This is a genomic window from Paenibacillus sp. J22P218 (genome assembly GCF_056269195.1).
Genome location: NZ_JBWDNL010000004.1, coordinates 130,246 through 151,047, shown reverse-complemented (window position 1 = coordinate 151,047; position 20,802 = coordinate 130,246). Strand labels below are relative to the sequence as shown.

Below are 20,802 nucleotides of genomic sequence, written 5' to 3'. Positions count from 1 at the left end.
AATGAACGGTATGCTGAAGGGCCTTGGCGTTACGCTTAAATCGATGACAGCTCCAAAAGTTACGACCTCTTATCCGGACGTGCCGATTCTGATGCCCGATCGTTTCCGCGGCATTCAGCATTTCATCCCGGATCTGTGCATCGTCTGCAACCAATGCGCGCGCATCTGTCCGACGGATTGCATTACGCTGACGGGCAAGCCGAATCCCGACCCGGAGAAAAAGGGCAAAGTGATTGATACGTTCGACTTGAATTTCGAAATATGCATCTTGTGCGACTTATGCACGGAGGTATGTCCGACGGAAGCGATTGTGATGACGAATCACTTCGAACTGTCGACGTTCAGCCGCGACGATCTGTTCAAGGACGTAGAGTGGCTGACCGATAACAACACGCTCGTTCGCGAAGATAACAACAATATCGGAGCGCCGGCCAAAGGAGGCGCCAAATAATTGTTCAATATTGATTTTACGGGAGAGTACGCCGCTTTTTTTATATTCTCCGCGATTATGATTTGCGGCGCGGTGCTGATGATTACGCTGGAGAAGGTCGTTCATATGGTCGTCTCGATGGCGGCCGTCTTCCTCGGCCTCGCCGGCATGTTCGTCCTGCTCGAGGCGGAGTTCGTCGCTTTCGTGCAAGTACTGATCTATGCGGGAGCCATTTCGATTCTGATGATCTTCGGCATTATGATGACGAAGCATCAGTCTGCGGAGCAAGGGCCAGTGAAGCCGCTTAAGGAGGCGCTTGCGATTATCGGCGCGCTTAGTCTGTTCGGGATACTGTTCTATGCCATTCGCATGACGACCTTCCCAGAGCCTGCGCCGTTCCAAGCGGGCGAAGACAATACAATGGCTATTGGCATGACGCTGTATACAGGCTATATCATTCCGTTCGAGCTGCTCTCGGTGCTGCTGACGGTAGCCTTCATCGGCGCGATTGTCCTGGCCAAGAAGGAGGCGGATTAATACGATGCTTCCATCCTACTTGACGATGGCTGCTATTTTGTTCTGCATCGGGCTGTACGGAGCTTTGGTGAAGCGGAACGCGGTCATCGTTTTGCTGTCGATTGAGCTGATGCTGAATGCGGTCAACCTGAACTTGGTCGCGTTCTCGAAATACGGTGTCGTACCGGCGCTTACCGGTCAGATCTTCTCTTTATTTACGATAACGGTGGCAGCTGCGGAAGCGGCTGTAGGTGTTGCGATCTTGATCGCTCTGTTCCGCTCGCGAGGAACGGTGAATGTGGACGAATACGACGAAATGAAGAGGTGACGTTAGCAAATGGAGATGTATACAAAGGCGGCATGGCTTATTCCGCTGCTTCCGCTGGCGGCGTTCCTCCTTCTTACGGCGCTTGGCAGAAGCTACCGGCGTGCCGGAATAGCGATCGGCTCTGCAGGCGCATTGGTGGCGTTCCTGCTGTCGATGCTCGTGCTGATCGGCAGGCTTGGCGATAATGCGGTCGATTATAACAAATCATTCGATTGGATTAAGATCGGCGAATACACGCTGCGAATCGGCTTCGAAGTGACGAACTTAACCTCGCTGATGCTCGTCGTCGTGACGCTTGTCAGTCTGCTCGTTAGTATTTATTCAGCAGGATATATGAAGAACGATGAGCGGATTACCGTCTATTACGGCTATGTGTCCTTGTTCACGTTCTCGATGCTTGGACTTGTCTTATCCGATAATTTGTTATCGCTTTATATATTTTGGGAGCTGGTAGGCGTATGTTCCTTCCTGCTCATCGGCTTCTGGTATGCGAAGCCAGCAGCGAAAGCGGCCGCCAAGAAGGCGTTCATCGTGACAAGGATCGGTGATGCCGGGCTGCTAGTCGCTATTCTGCTGCTCTTCTGGTACATGCCGGATCATCGGCTCGAGTTTACGATGATCCAGAGCGTTTTCGACGGACAATCGAGCGCGATAACGACGGAGCTGTCTACGTTAATCGCGTTGCTCATTTTCTTAGGAGCGGTCGGTAAGTCCGGTCAATTCCCGCTCCATGTCTGGCTTCCTGATGCGATGGAAGGTCCGACGCCGATCAGCGCCTTGATCCATGCGGCTACGATGGTGGCGGCGGGCGTCTTTCTCATTGCGAGGACGTATGATATTTTCCTCGATTCGGCGGCAGCGATGCAAACCGTCGCGTATATTGGAGGCTTCACGGCTATCTTCGCGGCGAGTATTGCGCTGGCGCAAAACGATATTAAGCGGATATTAGCTTATTCAACCGTGAGCCAGCTAGGCTATATGATGATGGCGCTTGGGCTCGGCTCGCTTACGGGCGGCATCTTCCACCTGTTCACGCATGCATTCTTCAAAGCGCTGCTGTTTCTTGGAGCGGGCAGCATTATTCATGCGGTACATACGCAGAACATTCAAGAAATGGGCGGATTGGGCTCTAGGATGCGAACAACCGCGTGGACATTTGGCATCGGCGCACTTGCTCTCTCCGGTATTCCGCCGTTATCCGGCTTCTGGTCGAAGGATCTTATTCTATCGGTAGCGCTGGAAGAGAACAAGCTGCTGTTCGTTGTCGGCCTGTTGACCGCGTTCTGCACGGCTCTATATATGGCGAGACTGTTCTTCCTCGTATTCATGGGCAAACCGCGGACATCATTAGGTGGGGCGCATGAGTCGCCATCGGTCATGACGATTCCGCTAATCGTGCTCGCCGTGCTTGCAGTCGTATCCGGATTCGTGGAGACGCCCTGGAACGGTGCGTTAGGCTCATGGCTAAGCGAAGGGGCAGTAGAGGAAGCGCACAGCAGCGGCATTGCGATTATTGCTTCAATTGCCGTCGGCGTATTAGGCATCTATCTCGGCTGGCTGATCTATGTGAAGGGCAGCGTGAGTCGCGGCATTGTTGCTGAGAAAGCGCCAGGATTGATAAAGCTGCTTGAACGCAAGTACTATATCGATGAAAGCTATGAACGTATTATTGTAAAACCGTTCAAAAGTCTAGGCACACTGCTTACGGCTCTTGATGAATATGTCATCGGCGGGGCTGTCCGTCTCGTATCGACAGCTACTGATTCGGCTGGCAAAGCAGCAGTAAGACTGCAGAGCGGCCAAGTACAAACGTACGGCATTGCAGCCGTCCTAGGGCTCGTTATCATTGTTCTCGCAATAGTCGGAAGGAGGTTCTGGTCATGAGCATCCTGCCCGATATTCCGATTCTTTCCTTCCTATTGCTGTCGCCGCTGCTAGGGCTGCTTGTCCTATTGTTCCTCCCTAAGCATCGTGGAAGTCTATTGAAGATAGCGGCCGTTATTACGACGCTGATCCCGCTTGCCCTCTCCTTCTGGCTGTATGCCGATTATGACAAGCAGCAGAGCGGCGCCGTTTATGAGGAGCAGCTGGACTGGATTGAAATGCCGCTTAACAAGGAGCTGCATCCGAGCGTTAGCGCCTTTACGTTCAGACTTCAATATGAGCTGGGCGTAGACGGACTATCATTGCCGCTTGTTTTGCTCACGAGTCTTGTTACTGCTATGGCTGCACTTGCAGCCTTCCATGTGAAGAAACGATGGAAGTCGTTTTTCATTTGGTTTCTGCTGCTCGAGTTCGGGATGCTGGGCGTCTTTCTCGCCCGAGACGTGTTCTTATTTTTCGTATTCTTCGAGCTGACGCTCGTGGCTATGTATTTCTTAATCGGTATTTGGGGGTACTTCAACAGGGAAAAGGCTGCGAACCAGTTCTTGATTTACAACGGGCTTGGCTCGGCGATTATGTTAATCGCCTTTGTTATACTCGTGAATACGGCCGGCTTCCGTGTGGAGACGATCGGTGAGCAGGTACAATATATCTACAGCGGCAGCTATGCGGATATCATCCGCAACATGACCGATACAGAAGCGATGGTTAATCAACCGGCCGTTAGCATGATGGGGACGATTAATCCTTTTGCGATGACGGATGGGATGCAATGGACGTTATTTATTATGCTGCTCGTTGCTTTCGGCATTAAGCTGCCGATCTTCCCGTTCCATACTTGGATGCTCAAGGTGCATACGGAAGCGCAGCCGTCTGTCGTTATGATTCACTCGGGCATATTGCTCAAGATGGGCGCGTACGGCTTGCTGCGCTTTGGCTTGCTTCTCTTCCCTGAACAAGCGAAAGCATGGGCGACTGTACTCGCCGTGTTAGGAGTCATTAATATTTTGTACGGAGCGGTGCTTGCGTTCAGACAGACGGAGCTGAAGCTCGTATTGGCGTACTCCTCGATCAGTCATATGGGTATTGTACTGTTAGGTTTTGCGGCGTTCAACGAAATTGGACTGCAAGGCGCGATATTCCAGCTTGTATCGCATGGACTTATATCGGCATTGTTATTTCTTCTTGTAGGAAGCTTATATGAACGAACGGGAACGACGGAGCTCTCGGAGCTGGGAGGACTGGCAAGTTCATTGCCGTTCATGAGCGGAGTGCTGCTCGCTGCCGGACTTGCGTCGCTTGGTTTGCCCGGGTTATCGGGGTTTGTGGGCGAGCTGCTGGCGCTGCTCGGGCTGTTCGAATCGATGAGGTGGCTTGCGGCGGCAGCCGTTCTCGGCATTATTTTGACAGCGGTATACGTATTAAGAAGCGTTCTAAAGATCACGTTCGGTCCAATGTCGGAATCCTATGCTGCGCTTAAGGATGCGCGGCTGATCGAAGCCGTACCGATGATTGTATTGCTTGCGTTCATCCTGCTGCTCGGCTGCTACCCATCCATATTGACCGACACGGTGCAATACAGCATGGGTGATTTATTCGCACGATTACTTGCAACAAGGGCGGGGGGATAGACGATGCATGAAGCTGATTCTTTTGTGCCGCTGACATGGGCGGATATGCTCCATCTTGCCCCTGAATTATCGTTATCCGTCTTATTCATTATTATCGTGCTGCTGGATCTCCTTCTGCCGAAGCGTATGAATCGGATTTGGATTGGAGGCTGGCTGACGTTAGGTTCGCTGCTTCTATCGCTGGGGCTTGTGATTTGGCAGTTGCTTGATCGTAATAGCGGAGGGGACGCAGCGGCGGAGACGACCCAGCTGCTTGCGAACAGCTATCGCATAGACGACTTCAGCAGTCTGCTCAAGCTTGTGTTTCTGGCGGGTGCTGCGCTTATCGTGCTGCTCGCTATCGGCTCTACTAAGGACGACGACGCGATTACGGATCGGGCGGAATATTTTTACTTGCTGCTGCCTGCGGTCGTAGGCGCGATGGCGATGGCTTCTTCCGGCAATCTTATTTCCCTGTATATTGGACTTGAACTGTTGAGCATTACGAGTTATATATTGGTTGGCATGCGGAAGAAGTCTTCCAAATCGGCGGAGGCGGCTTTCAAATATCTCGTAACGGGAGGCATATCGTCTGCCTTCATTTTGTTCGGAATGTCGTATTTGTACGGGGTGACGGGATCGGTCGATCTGGGACAGATAGGCGCGGCGATTCCAGAGGCGATAGAAGACTTCAAGGCGCTGCTGTATGTAGGCTTCTTCTTCATCCTTGCAGGCTTCGGGTTAAAAATCGCGACAGCGCCTTTCCACGCCTGGGCGCCGGATGTCTATCAAGGGGCGCCGACGCCAGTGGCCGCTTTCCTCGCTGTCGTCTCCAAAGGCGCGGCGTTGGCCGCAGTCTTCCGCATCATGTATAACACGGCTTACTTTGCGACGACGGGGCTTGATGCGTATATAACGAAGGACGTATTTTTTGCGCTGCTTGTGCTGGCGGCTGCCGGTATGCTTGTAGGCACAACGGCGGCGCTGCGCCAGAAGCAGGTGAAGCGGCTGCTTGCTTTGTCCGGCGTAGCCAATGCCGGATATTTGCTCGTGCCGATCGGCCTCTCGATTACCATCGTACATAGCAGCAACTTCTCTGAATTTATTTATTACTTGATCGCGTATCTGTTCATGACGGTCGGCGCTTTCGCCGTGTTGACGGCAGTAAGCCGTACCCCGGGCGAAGGAGAAATGAAAGATTTTGCTGGGATGTACTACCGAGCGCCGTGGACGGCTGCCGCGATGGTGGTGCTTCTGTTATCGCTGGCGGGACTGCCCATATCGGGCGGCTTCTTCGGCAAGCTGTTCATCCTGATCGGGGCGGCTAACGCAAAGGCTTATTGGCTCGTAGCGATAATGGTAGTGAGCAGCGTCATTTCCTACTACTTCTACTTTGGCTTCATCCGGCAAATGTTCATGCGCAGCTCGAGCGAGGAGGATGAGATCAAGGTGCCTGCAACTACGGGCATTGTGATCTGGTTATGCGTGGCGGCTACGCTGGCGCTAGGCTTATTCCCGGGAGTGGTGATGGAAGGGATCGAGTCGGTTATTTCTTTGCAGGTGGATCTGCTTATTCCATTGGAATAAAGAAGCTCAATCAACGTCACACATTAGTCTGGTTACTGTTGGAATAACAGGAATTACTCCCGTTATTTCGCAGAGTATCAAGCGGAAATGTGGAATAACGGGAGTTTCTCACGTTAATTTCAACGAAAGTACCCATTTGGCTGAAAAGCGGTGATATTAGCAGGAGGAATTCCATCTATTTGTTCGAAAGTAGGCGGGGAACTCAGAAGTAACGGGAGAAATTCCCGTTAATTTGTTAAACGTATCTTTCTGTATGCTAAAGGGCCAGTCGTAGAAAAAAACAGAGGCTGTATACCGGTTTTGGACCGGGGCAGCCTCTGTTTTTTCTTTAAATATTAGTGCTAATTGATTACTTAGTGCCTGTTAACAAGGAGAAGACAACCTGAGCGCTCTCTGCACGCGTTAACAGCGCTTTTGGGGCAAACTGATTGCCTTCACGTCCTTGGACTAGTCCAGCTTCTGAAGCTACGTCGATATATTTCAACGCCCATGCTGCAGCTTCGTCACGATCGATAAAGGTTGATTCAGCTTTTGCATTTAAACTTTTGCCTGTTCTCAATTCGATTGTTTTAACTAGGATCGTAGCCATTTGCTCTCTGGTAATTTTTGCAGTAGGAGCAAACGTTGTGTTGTCCAATCCGTTAACGATTCCCGCTTGGCTTGCCGCAGCCACCGCTTCTGCATACCAAGCGTCAGCGCTAACGTCTTCGAATTCTGCAGTTCCCGTAGCTTTGAGGTCGAGAGCTTTAACGATCATCGCCACGAATTCAGCTCGCGTTACGTTCTCTTGCGGAGCAAAACGATCTTCGGACACGCCTTGAATAATATGTTTGGCGGCCAGTGCTTTAATCGTGTTGTGCGCCCAATGCGATGCTGCTACGTCAGCAAATATTTTATCGTATTCTAATACGGCATATTTGCTGAAGTGGGAAATTTCAACGCTAATTTCACCGTCGATGACTTCACCTCCTACAAATTCGAGGTTGCCTTCATCGGAGATGAAGTACACACCAACCAGGTTTTTGTTCACGTCTCCGCTTACCTTAAAGCTAATCGTAATCGGTTCTTTGAATTGGCTTAATGATACAACTTTTCCGTCCTTCGTAATAACGGACAAAGAGAAGTCGTAAATGTCGCCTGCCGCTTTTAATCCTGCATTGTTTTTGTCTGCTGCATCTTTGAGAAGCCCTGGTGCAGAAGAATCGGAAACCTTATTGAAGGAGAAAGCGATTTGTGCGCCATCAAGCTGATCTGCCGTTAATAAGCCTTGCAACTCTTTTAGTACGCTTGTTGGGATATCGACTGTTATTTCTTTGCCTTCTAATTGAAGCTTATTGTCTCCAAGTAGAGTAGCGGCATTGACAGGCAGAAGGACTTCTTCTTTTCCATCAGTCAAAGGAATCGTCACTTGGCCTTCTTTGCCGGAAGACAAGCTGTCGGCGCTAATGGATTGTTTGTTTTCTTCGGGCTTTGGCGTTTCAACTTCAGGTACTTCGGTGCTCGGATCAGGTGATGGCGTCGTTGTATCTCCGGATGAGATTGAAACGTTTTTAAAATCGACAACGTTTTTGCTATCGATAAAATGTAATTGCTTCTGATATTCCTCGACAAAATAGGAAACAACATCACCGTATCTTAATTCAACAGAGTAGTTACGACCAGCTTTCGGAAGCTTAATCTCATTTCCTTCACTGAGGTCGGATAGGGAAAGCAAGTAAGTATGACCTTCGACCAGCGGTTGTTCGAAAGTCAATAGCAGCCGTCCCATGTCGTCTTGCGGGCCGTCACCGTCAATCCAATAATAGCTCGGTTTGATAGCAGAAGCGTATACGCTTTCGGATATGGTTGTGTCTGTTAAAAGGAAGTCTGATGCCAGGGTGGTATCTGGGTTATACACTGTGTCAATACTCGATACGGTTCTCGGGAGAAGTATTTCAATTGAATTATGTCCACTGCGCTCAGGAGTGAACGAAACGAGCTTTTGACCGCTTTTTAGGAATCGGTTCTTCAATAGTCCGTTGAAAAATTGTTGGCCCTGTATACGGTAAGCGTCCAAGTATACATCTGGATCATAGTAATAAGTATATCTGCCTTCAGTCGTTAAATTTATATCATATGTAGTTTCGTTCTCTGTTAGTTTAATATTTGTAGGCTGTTGTTCTCCCACATATGCACTGTAAGAAACGGAATAATAACGAGTGTTGTTGTCATCGTAACTTTCGTAAAAAGAATTTGTTTCTGGAATCATTTGCTCTTCGATCGCTTCTGATTCGTTGAATAATTCAATACTCACCGCGTCCGGATCTGAAGTGTAAATTTCGCCATGGAGCATTCCGGTCTCAGCATTGTAATAGAAACCAATACTAGTAGCGGCATAAGCAAGAACGGGTAATAGCGATGATAATAATAATAGTGAGATAAGTGATGCACTAAGCTTACTGCGAAAGCTTTTTTTCAAGTCTTCTCCTCCTTGATTCCTAGTTATTTACAAATACTTTTCTACTATATCAACCGTAGGACAATTTTACCAGTCCCATTCAACATTTTGATGAAATTCCTATTTATTCAATTCTTCCACTAAATCAGTATAAAGCTGTTGATGAGGTACTTTAGCGATTGCCAGCTCGAGCTGTTGTTTGGCCGATTCAAAATATTTCCTGTCTTGAGTCGCATTTCCCTTTCTAATATATACTTTTGCAGATTCGTATAAGATTGAATGCGACCACGGAATTGAATGTTCAGCCTTCGAAAGGTGGCTCACTGCTGTTACAAATTGCTCGTTCTTTGCGGCCCTTATGCCTTGATTCATCCAATGGTAGGCTGTTCCCATCCATACAAAAAAGATAATGGCAAGGGCGGCAACCATACTTAATGCTGAAAGCTTAATGGCTCCCGTCTTCAGTACTATGGGAGTCCTTGAGGATATGGGCATGATAAGGCAAATGAACATGGCGAAAACTACCGGGAAGTTAAGATCGAAATCAAAACCGGCATGCAGTAACATGACCGATACAATGAGTAGTGTTTCTTTCTTGTACAAGTCTACTCCCTCTTTTTGAGTCCGTACTTCGGCAATTGCTGTTCTATAGAAAACAATAAGTATTGTCAACCAGATTATGAGTCCGATTAGACCTATGTCTAGTGCTACCTGGACAAAATGATTATGTATGTATTTCACGAAGTAAGGCTGCGATTGGTACAAATGTTGCAGACCCGCCCAGCCGCCCCCGCCCGAGCCGCCCCAAAAGTAATCGGTAAATAGGGAGATGCTGTCTTTCCAATAGGTCAACCTGATTTGAAATTCCGGCGTGCTTGCCTGGATACTGGAGACGCGACCTAAAAAAAACAACATATCTTGTTTAATTGCCATTGCGAGTAATAATCCAGCTGCATGGCTTGCCGCAACGTATAACAGCGTCGACAAAGCTCGCATTCGCGGGTTAAAAACAATGGCGGCGATAATGGATAGCAACCACAAAATCCAAACGGAACGGGAGAACGTTAATAACAGGCCGGTAGCAGTTATTGTCATTGTAATCAGGTGGATTTTGATCTGGGATTTAGAGAAGGAGAACATACTTAGCAGCAAGTTTACGAGAAGGATGATAGCCAAAGTGTTTGCGTAATACAGTAAAGATTCCAGCCGTCCGTTGCGCTCCATATGGAATAATACGCCTACGGCAACGAGAATAAGGCCAAGGAAGTTCCAACTGGAATATAACTTCGATAAGTGACGTGAGGAGAGGTTCATAACAAGGAAGGATAACGGGATGAGGCTAGTTACTCTCGACGCTTCAAGGAGAGCCGCTTCCAAATCGACCGCGTACAAACAAGCGATCCAGTAGCATGCGACATAGAGAATAACTCCAATGTGCAGCCAGTTGATCAAGAGTGATTTTTGAAGCCAGAGTACAAGCAGGAAGGCAAGTATTAGAAGTGCATTCATGAACAATAAGGATGTCTCAAAAAAATACCCGTTAAAGATAAAGCCGAAAACAAAATACATTAGAATAACGGCATAAGAAACGGAATTAGTCATATTGGTCTCCATAATCAAATTTTCTAAAATGAAAGAAGATATGTAAAGAAATAAGCGCTTCGCAACTTAAGCGAAACGCCTTGTTCCTTTATAGGCCGAGCAACTCTCGGATAATGGCTGACGTAATTATATTGACTCTGCAATATCACCGGATGCCTGCTTACGGGAAGAATTTCGGTTTCGATTTATTACTTTCGCAATGGACCTTCCCAGCTTGTTGCTCGGCAGCTCCACGAATTTGTACGTGAAGTGGGCGACAGGAAGGCTTACGATCGGAACGAGAATGAAAGCCGCTTCAATCGGTATAATTTTGCCCAGCAAAATGGTGATCATCATCATAACCGGAATATGAACCAAATACAGGCTGAACGAAATTTTGCCGAGCCATGTTAATGGCTTTATGGAAAGGAAGGCATTTAGGCGGTCCGAAGAAAGAACGGCCGCGAACAGCAGCAGGATGCCGGCAATGGTTATAACGTCCGTTATTTTCTGATCTTTCACTTGGAAGACGACAACCATCCAGCGGCAATTGATCAATACGAGCGACACTGCCACAAGAATAGCCGTATAAATGGTTTTCAGTCTAGGCAGTTTGTTCCGATACTTAGATAGCAGCGCTCCTAGTATGAAGCAGGTGCAGTAATACATGCTCCATCTAACGGCTTTCACCATAATTAATAGACGACCTTCATCCAGAACGGCGGCCCAGTTATCCAACGCCAAATAGACAAGCACATTTAAGCCTAGGGACAGGATGGCGGCGCTGACGAAATTGAATCTTCTTATTATTAGAAGGAAGAGCGGTAAAATTAACGATATTCTCATCTCATGGAACAGCGTCCACACGACTCCGTTCACATTCGTCGTATCGTAGTTCTCCATCAGCAAGTAAGAGGCAATCGCTTTAAGGGTAACGGGATGATTCCAACGATTATCATAAGAGGCACTTAACCCTTGAATATCTTTGTATTCCAAAAAGATGGTTAGTAGCAGCGCCGAAGCTAGCATAAGAACGATGTAAGGAATGTATATGCGGCAGAATCGTCTTATCGCATACGCTCCGTAGGACTGGGTTTTGCCCTCGAAAAAGGGAATTGCAAGGACAAATCCGCTTAACACAAAAAATAGTAAAACGGCTTCCCTGCCTGCCCAGAGGGTGTGCAAAGGCGTGATTGTGAAATATTTGAAAAAATCGTTGTCGAAACGATTGAAATTGGCTTGTTCAAAAACGGTGAATGCAATTAAACAGTGGAAAATAACAACGATCATTGAAGCAATTCCTCGAAGCGAATCGAGCGATTCTATGCGATTATTATGGCTCAAACCTTCTTCCTCCCCAAATCACAGTGTGCGGTTAATGGCGCTAATTAATGATAACACAAGGCTAGGAGCTTGGATATTGTAAAGAACTTCATAGGTCTTTTGGACCGTTGTCGGTCATCTGCAAGGGATTTAACGGTTTGGAATCGAATAGGTTATATGTAGTAACCCCTTATATGTAGTAACCCCGTATCGTTGATCAAGGATGCTGCTTCAGTATGCCAAAAAGATGCGGCCAATATGATAAAAAGGCAGAATATGATGATATTACCAAATGGACGAACGTTGAAAAAAATAGCAACAAACAGATATAAAGCGGTGCTCGCTTATGCGCGAAGATCGCTGCTCGCGCTGTTGCTTGCGAGCGTCGCCCTCGGGGGCATGGCCCCCGCAGGGCTCGCTCGCCATGCGGCGGCAGCGCCGCAGGAGGCCGCGCCGCAATCCGCGGCTGACGGCGAAGCTGTCGCCGCTGAAGAGCAGCCGCAGAGCTGGCTGCTCAAGTGGAGCGACCCCGCGCTGGCGCATGAGCTGCGCGGGACAGAGGTGCTCCGCCGCCAAAGCGAGGCGGCGGTCGATGTCGTGCGTCCCGCCGGCGACAGCGGGGAGGACGTGCAAGCTTGGCTCGCCCGGCTGCTAAGCGAGCCGGGCGTCGAATACGTGCACCCGAACAGTCGGGTGCACGCCCTTGCGCTGCCGGAGGCGTCGCAGACGCCGGCGCCGGGCAGCGGCAATGATGGCGCGGATACGAAAGCCTCTTCCGCGCCCTCCAGCCCCCCCTTGTTCACCGCCCAAAAGGTGACGGTGAACGACCCTGAATACGCACAGCAGCCTTACTTGGCTCAGATCGGCGCGGTTAAAGCGTGGGAGACAATGCGCGAGCAGACGAAGCTTACGATAGCGATCGTGGATACGGGCGTCGATCTCGATCATCCCGACCTGATCAATAACTTGGTGCCTGGCGTCAATCTGGTCAATCCGAAGCTTCCGCCCAACGACGACAACGGCCACGGCACCAGCGTGGCCGGCGTTATCGCGGCCGAGAGCAATAACGGCAAAGGCGTAGCGGGCATTATATGGAAGGCGAAGATTATGCCGATCAAGGCGCTCGATAATCGCGGAGACGGGACGGAAGAGGAGCTTGGCGACGCGATCTTGTATGCGATTAAGAGCGGCGCTCGAATTGTCGTCCTGTCGGTTGGTCTGCACCGCTACTCGCCGTACATGCTCGATATCGTAGAGTATGCCGAATCCAAAGGCGTGCTGCTCGTAGCAGCGGCAGGCAATGACGGCGTTTCGTACGGCGCAAAGGCGGCTGTCAAATATCCTGCCGCCTACCCGACTGTAATCGCAGTTGGCGGCATCAAACCGAATGGAACAGTTGATGTACGCTCCAATCCGGGACCTGAGCTTGATATAATGGCGCCATGGAACGTGTTCACGACGGGCATGGGCGGGCTCTACAAGCGGGAAGAGGGCACCTCGATGGCGGCGCCGCAAGTAGCTGCGGCTGCAGGTCTTATTTGGGCCCAAAATCCAGATTTGAAGCCTTACCAGGTAAGGGCTCTGCTGCGGCAGACGGCCAAGGATATCGGTACTGCAGGCGTCGACAGCAAGTCGGGTTATGGCTTGCTGCAGATCGATAAAGCGGTTAACGCGAATGTGGTAATGGATATATACGAACCGAATGACACGAGCAAGACGGCGAAGCGATTCCAGCTAGGCACGAGCATCACCGCCTCGCTTGAGAACGGAGAAGACCAAGACTGGTACCGCATTGACATGCCGAGTGACGGAACGCTCACGATCGATTACAAAGGTATGGTCGAGCCGGGCAAAGCGGTGCAGCCTGTACGGATTTATCAATATTTTAACGGTCAGCAGCAGATGATCTACGATACGAAGCTGGCAAGCACGTCGATCGATATCGATGTGAAGAAGGGCGCGCATCTCATTCGGGTTGAGTTGATGAATCAATATAGTACTTTAGGTTTACCGTATATGCTGACTTCCTCTTTTATAATAAAACAGGATGCTTACGAGTCGAATGATAAATCTTATGAAGCCTATACGCTTCAACCTCGGACACAAACCGTCGTTGGCAACTTTCATCAAACCGCTGATCGCGACTGGTATGTTGTATCTTTGACGCAAGGCGGTAAACTAAAGATTGTATTAAGCACGGATACGGCAAGAATTGATCCGGGCCTCGCTATACAGCGCGCAGGTGATCAATTGCTCTTGTACGATGATGAGGGTGAAGGGAAAACGGAGCAGTCTCCTGTCATAACCGTCGCTCCAGGGAAATATTATATTCGTGTCCACAATGCAATCTCATCCGAAGCAAGTCCTGTCATAGGTACATATACGCTGAAGCTGGAATATACGCCTAAGTACGAAGACCCGAATGAACCAAACGACAAATCGTATGAGTCATTTATGGTGAATCCGGGTACGGATTATCTAGGTGTAATAGGCAGCAAAACCGATTTGGATTGGTTTCAGTTCCGTGTAAGCAAGGCAAGCGTCGTATCGATGGCCGTCTCAAGCGTTCCATCCTCCATAAATTTGAAGCTGGAAGCCTACGATAAGCGGATGTCGCGTCTAACAACGTCTTCAACCGGGCAGAGCGGTTCTCTGCAGACATCGGAGCTCATACTTGAGCCGGGCATTTATTATGTGAAGCTATCCGCAGGAGCTCCGTCAGACAGCCAATATTATCGTTTCAAAATCAAATCGGAGGCGCTGGTCGGAGGCTTCCGCGATATTTCAAATCATTGGGCTCAAAAAGAAATAACCGCGTTAAGTCAGCTTGGCATCATAAACGGAACAGGCAATTATCGCTTCGAGCCGAAGCGGGCGATCACGCGCGCTGAAGCGGCAGCAATGGTTGTGAAGGCTTATAAGCCGAGCGGGAGCATTAACAACGGCCAGAAGCGATTCAAGGACGTTACAGCCTCGCACTGGGCCTATGACGAAATAGCCAAAGCGGTACAGCAGGGCTGGATAAAAGGCTTCCCCGATGGAAGCTTTAAGCCGGATCAGCCGATAACGCGCGTAGAAATGGCTATTATTATCGGTTATGCGGACGGCGTGCAGCCGAGAATCCCGCTCGGTGCTCCGTTCGCGGATGTGAGCAGAGCGCACTGGGCAGCGCCTATGCTGATCGCGCTTAAGGCGAACGGTGCAATCAAAGGGATAGAGAACAACCAATTCAAACCAAAGCAGCAAGCGAGCAGGGCCGAATATTCGGTACTTCTGTATCATTTGCTGAGCAACTAAGCCGATTAAGTGATCGAGGGATGAAGCGAAGGGGTAACTATGGAAAATTATGATGTATTCGATGAGGCGCAGCGGATGACCGGCATTACCGGATTATTCTCTATTATTGTTGTTCTGATCAGTATTATGCTGGTGTGGACGCTGCTGCAGGAGGTAAAGTGGGAAACGTTCTTCAAGCATCCCCGCAATGCAAAGGCAAGGATGTTTCAAGTGGTTGTTGCGGTTATTTTGGGACACTTGTTCGCCAAGTTTATTTTGGAATATTGGAGCTTCACAACGATGCTTCGCAGCTTTGTCGAATAACAGTCGCGAAAGATGTCAACAATGGGTATTAAATGACGATAAGATAAGTTGGGGAGCACGAAGCACAAGCAGATCCCAACGTGAAAATGGATTACTTTTCTTGGTAAATCAGGATAAGCAGGCAAGGCAAAAATCCGATCTAGGACCAAAGACGGATAAGAATAAAATGGAAGTAATTTAGCGCTTGTCGATTCATGTAGTTGAATGATAAGATGAAGTTTAGTTGTAGTGAGAAATTCCATTATATGCTCGTAGAGGGTATAGAAATTGCAGTTCGCGGAGGGAACCATAAGATGACCAAAATTATCGTCCGCGGAGGTCAGCGTTTGAAGGGAACGGTCCGCGTTAGCGGTGCAAAAAATGCCGTGCTTCCCATTCTAGCGGCCTCATTATTGGCGACAGAAGGAGACAGCGTCATCTATGACGTACCCCTCCTCGATGACGTTATGACGATTCAGAAGGTGCTTGCTTCATTGGGCGCACAATTAACTTATAATAATGAAACGATGCGCATATCAGCGCCAGCTATTACTTCAATCGAGGCACCTTACGAGCTCATTCGTAAAATGCGTGCATCGTTCCTTGTCATGGGACCGCTTCTTGCCCGCGTAGGCAAAGTGCGTATCTCGCTGCCAGGCGGCTGCGCGATCGGAACTCGTCCGATTGATCAGCATTTGAAGGGCTTTGAGGCGATGGGAGCGGAGATTACGCTCGGTCATGGCTTCATTGAAGCAAGCACGCCGACCCGTCTTAAGGGTGCGAAGATTTACCTCGACGTTGCCAGCGTGGGCGCAACGGAGAATATTATGATGGCAGCCGCACTAGCGGTTGGAACGACCACCATTGAAAATGCAGCCAAAGAACCGGAAATCGTCGACTTGGCTAATTATATTAACGCCATGGGCGGCAAGGTGCGCGGTGCCGGTACCGGTCTGATCCGTATTGAAGGCGTGGATAAAATGCACGGCGCAGCGCATAATGTTATCCCTGACCGCGTTGAAGCGGGCACGTACATGATTGCAGCAGCGATAACTGGCGGCGACGTATTCGTCGAAGGCGCGATTGCCGATCATTTGACGCCGGTCATCTCCAAGCTCGAAGAGATGGGCGTCGAGATTACCGAGAGCGACAATGGCATTCGCGTTCGCGCAGGTGCGGAGTTGAAATCGGTCGATGTAAAAACATTGCCGCATCCAGGCTTCCCGACCGATATGCAATCGCCTATGATGGCACTGCTTCTCGTTTCGGAAGGTACGAGCGTGGTGACGGAGACCGTATTCGAGAACCGTTTCATGCACGTTGAAGAGTTCCAGAAGATGAACGCTCAGATCAAAGTAGACGGACGTACCGCTATTGTAAGCGGCGGATTGCCGCTTAAAGGCGCGAAGGTATGTGCGACTGACCTGCGCGCGGGAGCGGCGCTTATCTGCGCGGCGCTTCGCGCTGAAGGCGAGACAGAGCTTACGGGACTGCATCATGTGGACCGCGGGTATGTCGATATTACAGGCAAGCTAGCCGCACTTGGCGCTACGATCTTCCGCGTAGAATCGGAGAACGAACAAGCAGCTCCCGCACCGGTTGCAGTCGCTGCAAGGGCGGCTGCGGTTGTTGCTTCGTCAGCTGTATCGGAGCATGAACAGGCTGCGAGCTACAAGCGGGAGAAAGAGGTTGCCGTACTTAAGGTTCAGCCGACTTGGGCTTAATTTCTTACACAATGAATGGAATAAAGAGAGGACATCTTGACCGTTATGAGGAAGCAACAATCCTCAGGCGAGCAAGATGTCCTCTTTTTTTGTTCATTTTATCATATAGAGGAGAACCGATCGTGGTAGTAAAGCGTCTTTCGGCTTGTTCATTTCCCGTTCATCTTCGTTTGCTATAGTCTATTCGATCAAGTCTGATGGAGGGTGGCGTAAAGCAAATGAAGAAGTGGACGATTTGGCTAGGCATCGTTATCATTCTTGCCGCGGCCGGAGCGGGAGCGTATTACTATTATTTTGCGAAGGACAAGGAAGCGGCGGGAGAAGATCCTGTAGCCCAGACGGTTACGGCGACCAAGGGCTCGATCGTGAATCAAATTAGCGGGACGGGTTCGGTTGCCGCGAATTCGCGCGAGACGCTGACCGCCGGCAAGAGCGGAACGATCGCCGAGGTGCACGTAAAAAAAGGCGATAAAGTAAAGGCGGGCCAAACGCTCGTAACGTTCGAGGATTCGGACGACTATGAAGATCAGATCGAAACGATCGAGAAAAATAAGGAAAAGCTGCAGGAAACGATTGAAGGTTATCAAGAAGATTATAAAGCGGCAATCGGTACGGAAGACGAAGAGGAAACGAAGAAAAAGATTCAAAAGAGCATCGAGGAAACCAACTCGGAAATTGCAGATCTGAATGACGACCTGCAAGACATTTATGAAGAACAGAACGAGCAGGTGAAGACGGTAACAGCAACGATCGAAGGCGAGATTACGGAATTCGATATTGAAGCTGGAGACGAGGTTCAAGCGAATACGACGATTGCAACAATCGTTGACTACACGAAGCTTGAGTTTGTTACATCAGTCGATGAGCTCGACATTCCATCTCTTAAGGTAGGCCAAGCAGTTGATATTACGCTTAGCTCGATTACCGATCGTACGATAGATGCGACTGTATCGGAGATTGCGCGTGAAGGCTCGTCCAGCAACGGCTCATCCTCCTTCGAGGTGAGTATCCTTCTGAACGATATTGAAGGGGTTATGGCAGGCATGTCGGGTGAAGCCGCGATTACGATTGAGTCCAAAGAAGATATTGTTCTCGTGCCGGTAAATGCGGTTGTTGAGATGGGCGGCAAATCATTCGTTCGCGTGCCGTCGACTGGCGATAGCGCAGCCGCGGCTGGCGGTGGACAGACGGGCGGCGGACGCGGACAAGGAGATTGGTCAGGCGAAGGCGGGCCAATGGGGGAAGGCGGCGGTCAACCTCCGGAAGGCGGAGCGTTCCCTGGAGGCGAAGGGGGGCAAGCGCCGGCAAGCGGCGATACGCAAGGTGAAGCGACGAAGGGTACGGCAGATGCTGAAGCACCGGCAGGCGATGGAGCAGCTTCCGGCGGCGGACAAAGCACGTCAGGCGATAGCGGCGCATCTGCAGGAACAGGCCAACGGCCAAGCGGCGGCGGACAAGGCATGACGGGCGGTGCTGGCGGAACTGGAGGAACCGGAGGCGGCGCGGGATCAAGCGAACGTCAAAATATGCGCCAAGCGATGATGGAAACGTTGACGCTCGGCGGACAACTTGTCGAAGTGACGACGGGTCTTAGCAACGAAAACTTCGTTGAAATTGTATCGGGACTGAATGAAGGTGACAGCGTGCTGATCCCTGTTGCTTCCGGAACGGCTGGGCTGGGTGGCGGTCAGCAAGAAACGAATGTTCAGATGCAAGGCTTCCCGGGAGGCGGCTTCGGCGGCGGAGGCTTCCAAATGCAAATGGGCGGCGGCGGTGGAACCGTACGCAGCAGTGCTGGCGGCGGAATGGGCGGCGGTGGCATGCGATGAGCGGAAACGATCATGGCAGCCTACCGCTAATCGAGATGGAAGGCGTAACGAAGTACTATATGATGGCGCGAGAGAAAACGACTGTTCTGCACAACGTCTCGCTCAGGGTCGAGCATGGCGAGTTTCTAGCAATCGTCGGTCCGTCGGGGTCAGGCAAATCGACTCTTATGAACATCATCGGGTGTCTAGATACGCCAAGCGAAGGAAGCTACAAGCTGGAAGGCTCAGAGATGAACGGCCAAAGCGACAATAAGCTGACCGTGATGAGAAACAAAAAAATCGGATTTATTTTTCAAGGCTATCATTTGCTTCCGAAGCTCACGGCGCTGGAAAACTGCGAGCTGCCCCTCATCTATCGCGGGTTGTCAGGCAAGGTGCGCAAGCAGCTGGCCAAGGAAGCGCTCGAGAGAGTCGGTCTTGGCAACCGTCTGCATCATCGGCAGAGCGAGCTGTCCGGAGGGCAGCAGCAGCGGGTTGCAATCGCGCGTGCGTTAGCGACTAATCCGCCTATGCTGCTTGCCGATGAGCCGACTGGCGCGCTCGATTCCAAGACGGGCATGGAAGTGTTGAACATGATGGAGGAGCTGAACCAAGCGGGCCAGACGATCGTCCTTATCACGCATGATATGGAGGTGGCCCAGCGGGCCAGACGTACAGTCGTCATCCGGGACGGGGTGTTGACGGAGCTCGGAAGGAGGAATGACGATGAAGCTTACGCAAGGCTTGTTAATGGCCGTGAAGAGCGTCTTATCGAACAAGCTTAGAACGATACTTTCGATGCTCGGGATATTGATCGGCGTTGCGACGGTCATTGCGCTTGTGGCGATGGGCAAGGCGTCATCCAACGAGGTAGCCGAGCAGGTGTCATCACTCGGCAGCCCGAACTCGCTGTCGGCTACCATTACAGGACGCGGGACGGTAACCTCGCTAACGGTCGATGAAGCGAACGAGCTTGGAGATGTCATGAACATTGAAGGCGTTGCGCCTGTAACGAGCAGCAATGCGTATGCGAAGTACGGTAAGACGCAAGTATCGGTTAGCGTAGAGGGGATTACGCCCGCCTATGAGCAGGTTAAAGATTTTCCTGTGCAGGATGGCCGCTACATTGCATCGCCGGATATTAATAACGCGTCAAGAGTAGCGCTGATCGGCGTAGATACGGCGACCGACCTGTTCGAGGAAGAGGGCGAGAATCCGGCAGAGGCCGTTGGCAAAAAAATAACGATCAACGGCTACAACTTCACGATTGTCGGCTTGCTCGAATCGCAAGGAACGTCTATCGCGGGCTCTAACGACGAGAAAATACTGATTCCGATTACGACAGCGCAAAAAATATTTCAAACGAGCGGCGTCACGACAATCAATTTGCTTGTCACCGACACTGATCTCATGTCCGCGACCGTCACGGCTATCGAGGCGGTACTCTATGAGAAGTTCAGAGGCAACGAAAACGCGTACCGCGTCTTCAATCAAGAGGAAGCGATGGAGACATTGAACTCGGTTAACGAGACAATGAATAGGCAATTGATCTATGTCGCTATTATTTCCCTTATTGTTGGCGGCATAGGCATTATGAACATTATGCTAGTATCAGTCACCGAGCGGACGCGCGAGATTGGCATACGCAAGTCGCTTGGCGCCAAGAAGCGCGATATTCTGTTTCAGTTTCTCGTAGAAGCTGTCTGCATAAGCGGTTTGGGAGGCGCCCTTGGAATTGGGCTTGGTTACGTGGCTTCATTCGTCATCGGCCAGGTTATGCATACGGAAACGGAAGTGCCGGGCGATACGGTACTGCTGTCCTTCGCGTTCTCTGCCCTCGTCGGCGTTATATTCGGCTATTTGCCCGCGAATAAGGCAGCAGGCTTAAAGCCGGTCGACGCCCTTCGCTACGATTAGGAGACAAGAGGTTCTACCCTATTATTCGTTCTCATAGAATGAACCATCAGGGTCGATTTAAGAGAGCGGCATAAGCGA

15 protein-coding genes are annotated in these 20,802 nt (G+C 50.3%); 12 read left to right on the top strand and 3 right to left on the bottom strand.

Features of this window, described 5'->3' with window-relative positions:
• Position 1: 1 nt before the first annotated feature.
• Genes nuoI through AC0YN0_RS18755 form a run of 6 tightly spaced genes read left to right on the top strand, consistent with a single transcriptional unit; the run spans position 2 to position 6,355 of the window.
• Positions 2 to 451, top strand: a complete 450-nt coding sequence (gene nuoI, locus AC0YN0_RS18780; protein WP_337103918.1) for an NADH-quinone oxidoreductase subunit NuoI — start codon at positions 2 to 4, stop codon at positions 449 to 451.
• Positions 452 to 967, top strand: a complete 516-nt coding sequence (locus AC0YN0_RS18775) for an NADH-quinone oxidoreductase subunit J (protein ID WP_475822629.1) — start codon at positions 452 to 454, stop codon at positions 965 to 967.
• 4 nt (positions 968 to 971) lie between these two features.
• On the top strand, positions 972 to 1,274 hold the full coding sequence (nuoK, locus tag AC0YN0_RS18770; protein ID WP_442049490.1) for an NADH-quinone oxidoreductase subunit NuoK: 303 nt from the start codon (positions 972 to 974) through the stop codon (positions 1,272 to 1,274).
• 9 nt (positions 1,275 to 1,283) lie between these two features.
• Positions 1,284 to 3,158, top strand: a complete 1,875-nt coding sequence (gene nuoL, locus AC0YN0_RS18765) for an NADH-quinone oxidoreductase subunit L (RefSeq protein WP_475822628.1) — start codon at positions 1,284 to 1,286, stop codon at positions 3,156 to 3,158.
• Positions 3,155 to 4,789 carry a complex I subunit 4 family protein gene (locus AC0YN0_RS18760; protein ID WP_475822627.1) on the top strand — a complete coding sequence of 545 codons (1,635 nt, stop codon included), beginning with the start codon at positions 3,155 to 3,157 and terminating at the stop codon, positions 4,787 to 4,789. The genes nuoL and AC0YN0_RS18760 overlap by 4 nt, the downstream gene beginning before the upstream one ends.
• Before the next feature lie 3 nt (positions 4,790 to 4,792).
• A complete protein-coding gene (locus AC0YN0_RS18755) occupies positions 4,793 to 6,355 on the top strand; it encodes an NADH-quinone oxidoreductase subunit N (protein WP_475822626.1) in 1,563 nt (520 codons plus the stop codon).
• A gap of 349 nt (positions 6,356 to 6,704) precedes the next feature.
• Here AC0YN0_RS18755 and AC0YN0_RS18750 read toward each other — a convergent pair whose 3' ends face one another.
• From AC0YN0_RS18750 to AC0YN0_RS18740, 3 genes are all read right to left on the bottom strand, one after another.
• Positions 6,705 to 8,813: an S-layer homology domain-containing protein gene (locus AC0YN0_RS18750; RefSeq protein WP_475822625.1), complete on the bottom strand. Its 2,109-nt coding sequence runs from the start codon at positions 8,811 to 8,813 to the stop codon at positions 6,705 to 6,707.
• Positions 8,814 to 8,912: 99 nt separating this feature from the next.
• Positions 8,913 to 10,394 (bottom strand): O-antigen ligase family protein, encoded by a 1,482-nt coding sequence (locus tag AC0YN0_RS18745; protein ID WP_475822624.1) that lies wholly within the window; start codon positions 10,392 to 10,394, stop codon positions 8,913 to 8,915.
• A 126-nt stretch (positions 10,395 to 10,520) separates the two neighbouring features.
• Positions 10,521 to 11,717 (bottom strand): acyltransferase family protein, encoded by a 1,197-nt coding sequence (locus AC0YN0_RS18740; protein WP_475822623.1) that lies wholly within the window; start codon positions 11,715 to 11,717, stop codon positions 10,521 to 10,523.
• Positions 11,718 to 11,972: 255 nt separating this feature from the next.
• Here AC0YN0_RS18740 and AC0YN0_RS18735 point away from each other — a divergent pair, with 255 nt between their 5' ends.
• The 6 genes from AC0YN0_RS18735 to AC0YN0_RS18710 all read left to right on the top strand — a co-directional run bounded on the left by AC0YN0_RS18735 (position 11,973) and on the right by AC0YN0_RS18710 (position 20,724).
• Positions 11,973 to 14,993: a S8 family serine peptidase gene (locus AC0YN0_RS18735; protein ID WP_475822622.1), complete on the top strand. Its 3,021-nt coding sequence runs from the start codon at positions 11,973 to 11,975 to the stop codon at positions 14,991 to 14,993.
• A 39-nt stretch (positions 14,994 to 15,032) separates the two neighbouring features.
• Positions 15,033 to 15,296: a DUF1146 domain-containing protein gene (locus AC0YN0_RS18730; RefSeq protein WP_442049484.1), complete on the top strand. Its 264-nt coding sequence runs from the start codon at positions 15,033 to 15,035 to the stop codon at positions 15,294 to 15,296.
• 293 nt (positions 15,297 to 15,589) lie between these two features.
• On the top strand, positions 15,590 to 16,999 hold the full coding sequence (murA, locus tag AC0YN0_RS18725) for a UDP-N-acetylglucosamine 1-carboxyvinyltransferase (RefSeq protein WP_475822621.1): 1,410 nt from the start codon (positions 15,590 to 15,592) through the stop codon (positions 16,997 to 16,999).
• Positions 17,000 to 17,217: 218 nt separating this feature from the next.
• Entirely contained in the window at positions 17,218 to 18,828 is a 1,611-nt protein-coding gene (locus AC0YN0_RS18720) for an efflux RND transporter periplasmic adaptor subunit (protein ID WP_475822620.1), read from the top strand.
• Complete coding sequence (locus tag AC0YN0_RS18715) at positions 18,825 to 19,592, top strand: ABC transporter ATP-binding protein (RefSeq protein ID WP_475822619.1); 768 nt, start codon at positions 18,825 to 18,827, stop codon at positions 19,590 to 19,592. The genes AC0YN0_RS18720 and AC0YN0_RS18715 overlap by 4 nt, the downstream gene beginning before the upstream one ends.
• The gene (locus tag AC0YN0_RS18710; RefSeq protein ID WP_442049480.1) at positions 19,534 to 20,724 is read left to right on the top strand and encodes an ABC transporter permease; all 1,191 of its coding nucleotides are present in this window, start codon (positions 19,534 to 19,536) and stop codon (positions 20,722 to 20,724) included. Before AC0YN0_RS18715 ends, AC0YN0_RS18710 begins: the two co-directional genes overlap by 59 nt.
• Positions 20,725 to 20,802: the final 78 nt, after the last annotated feature.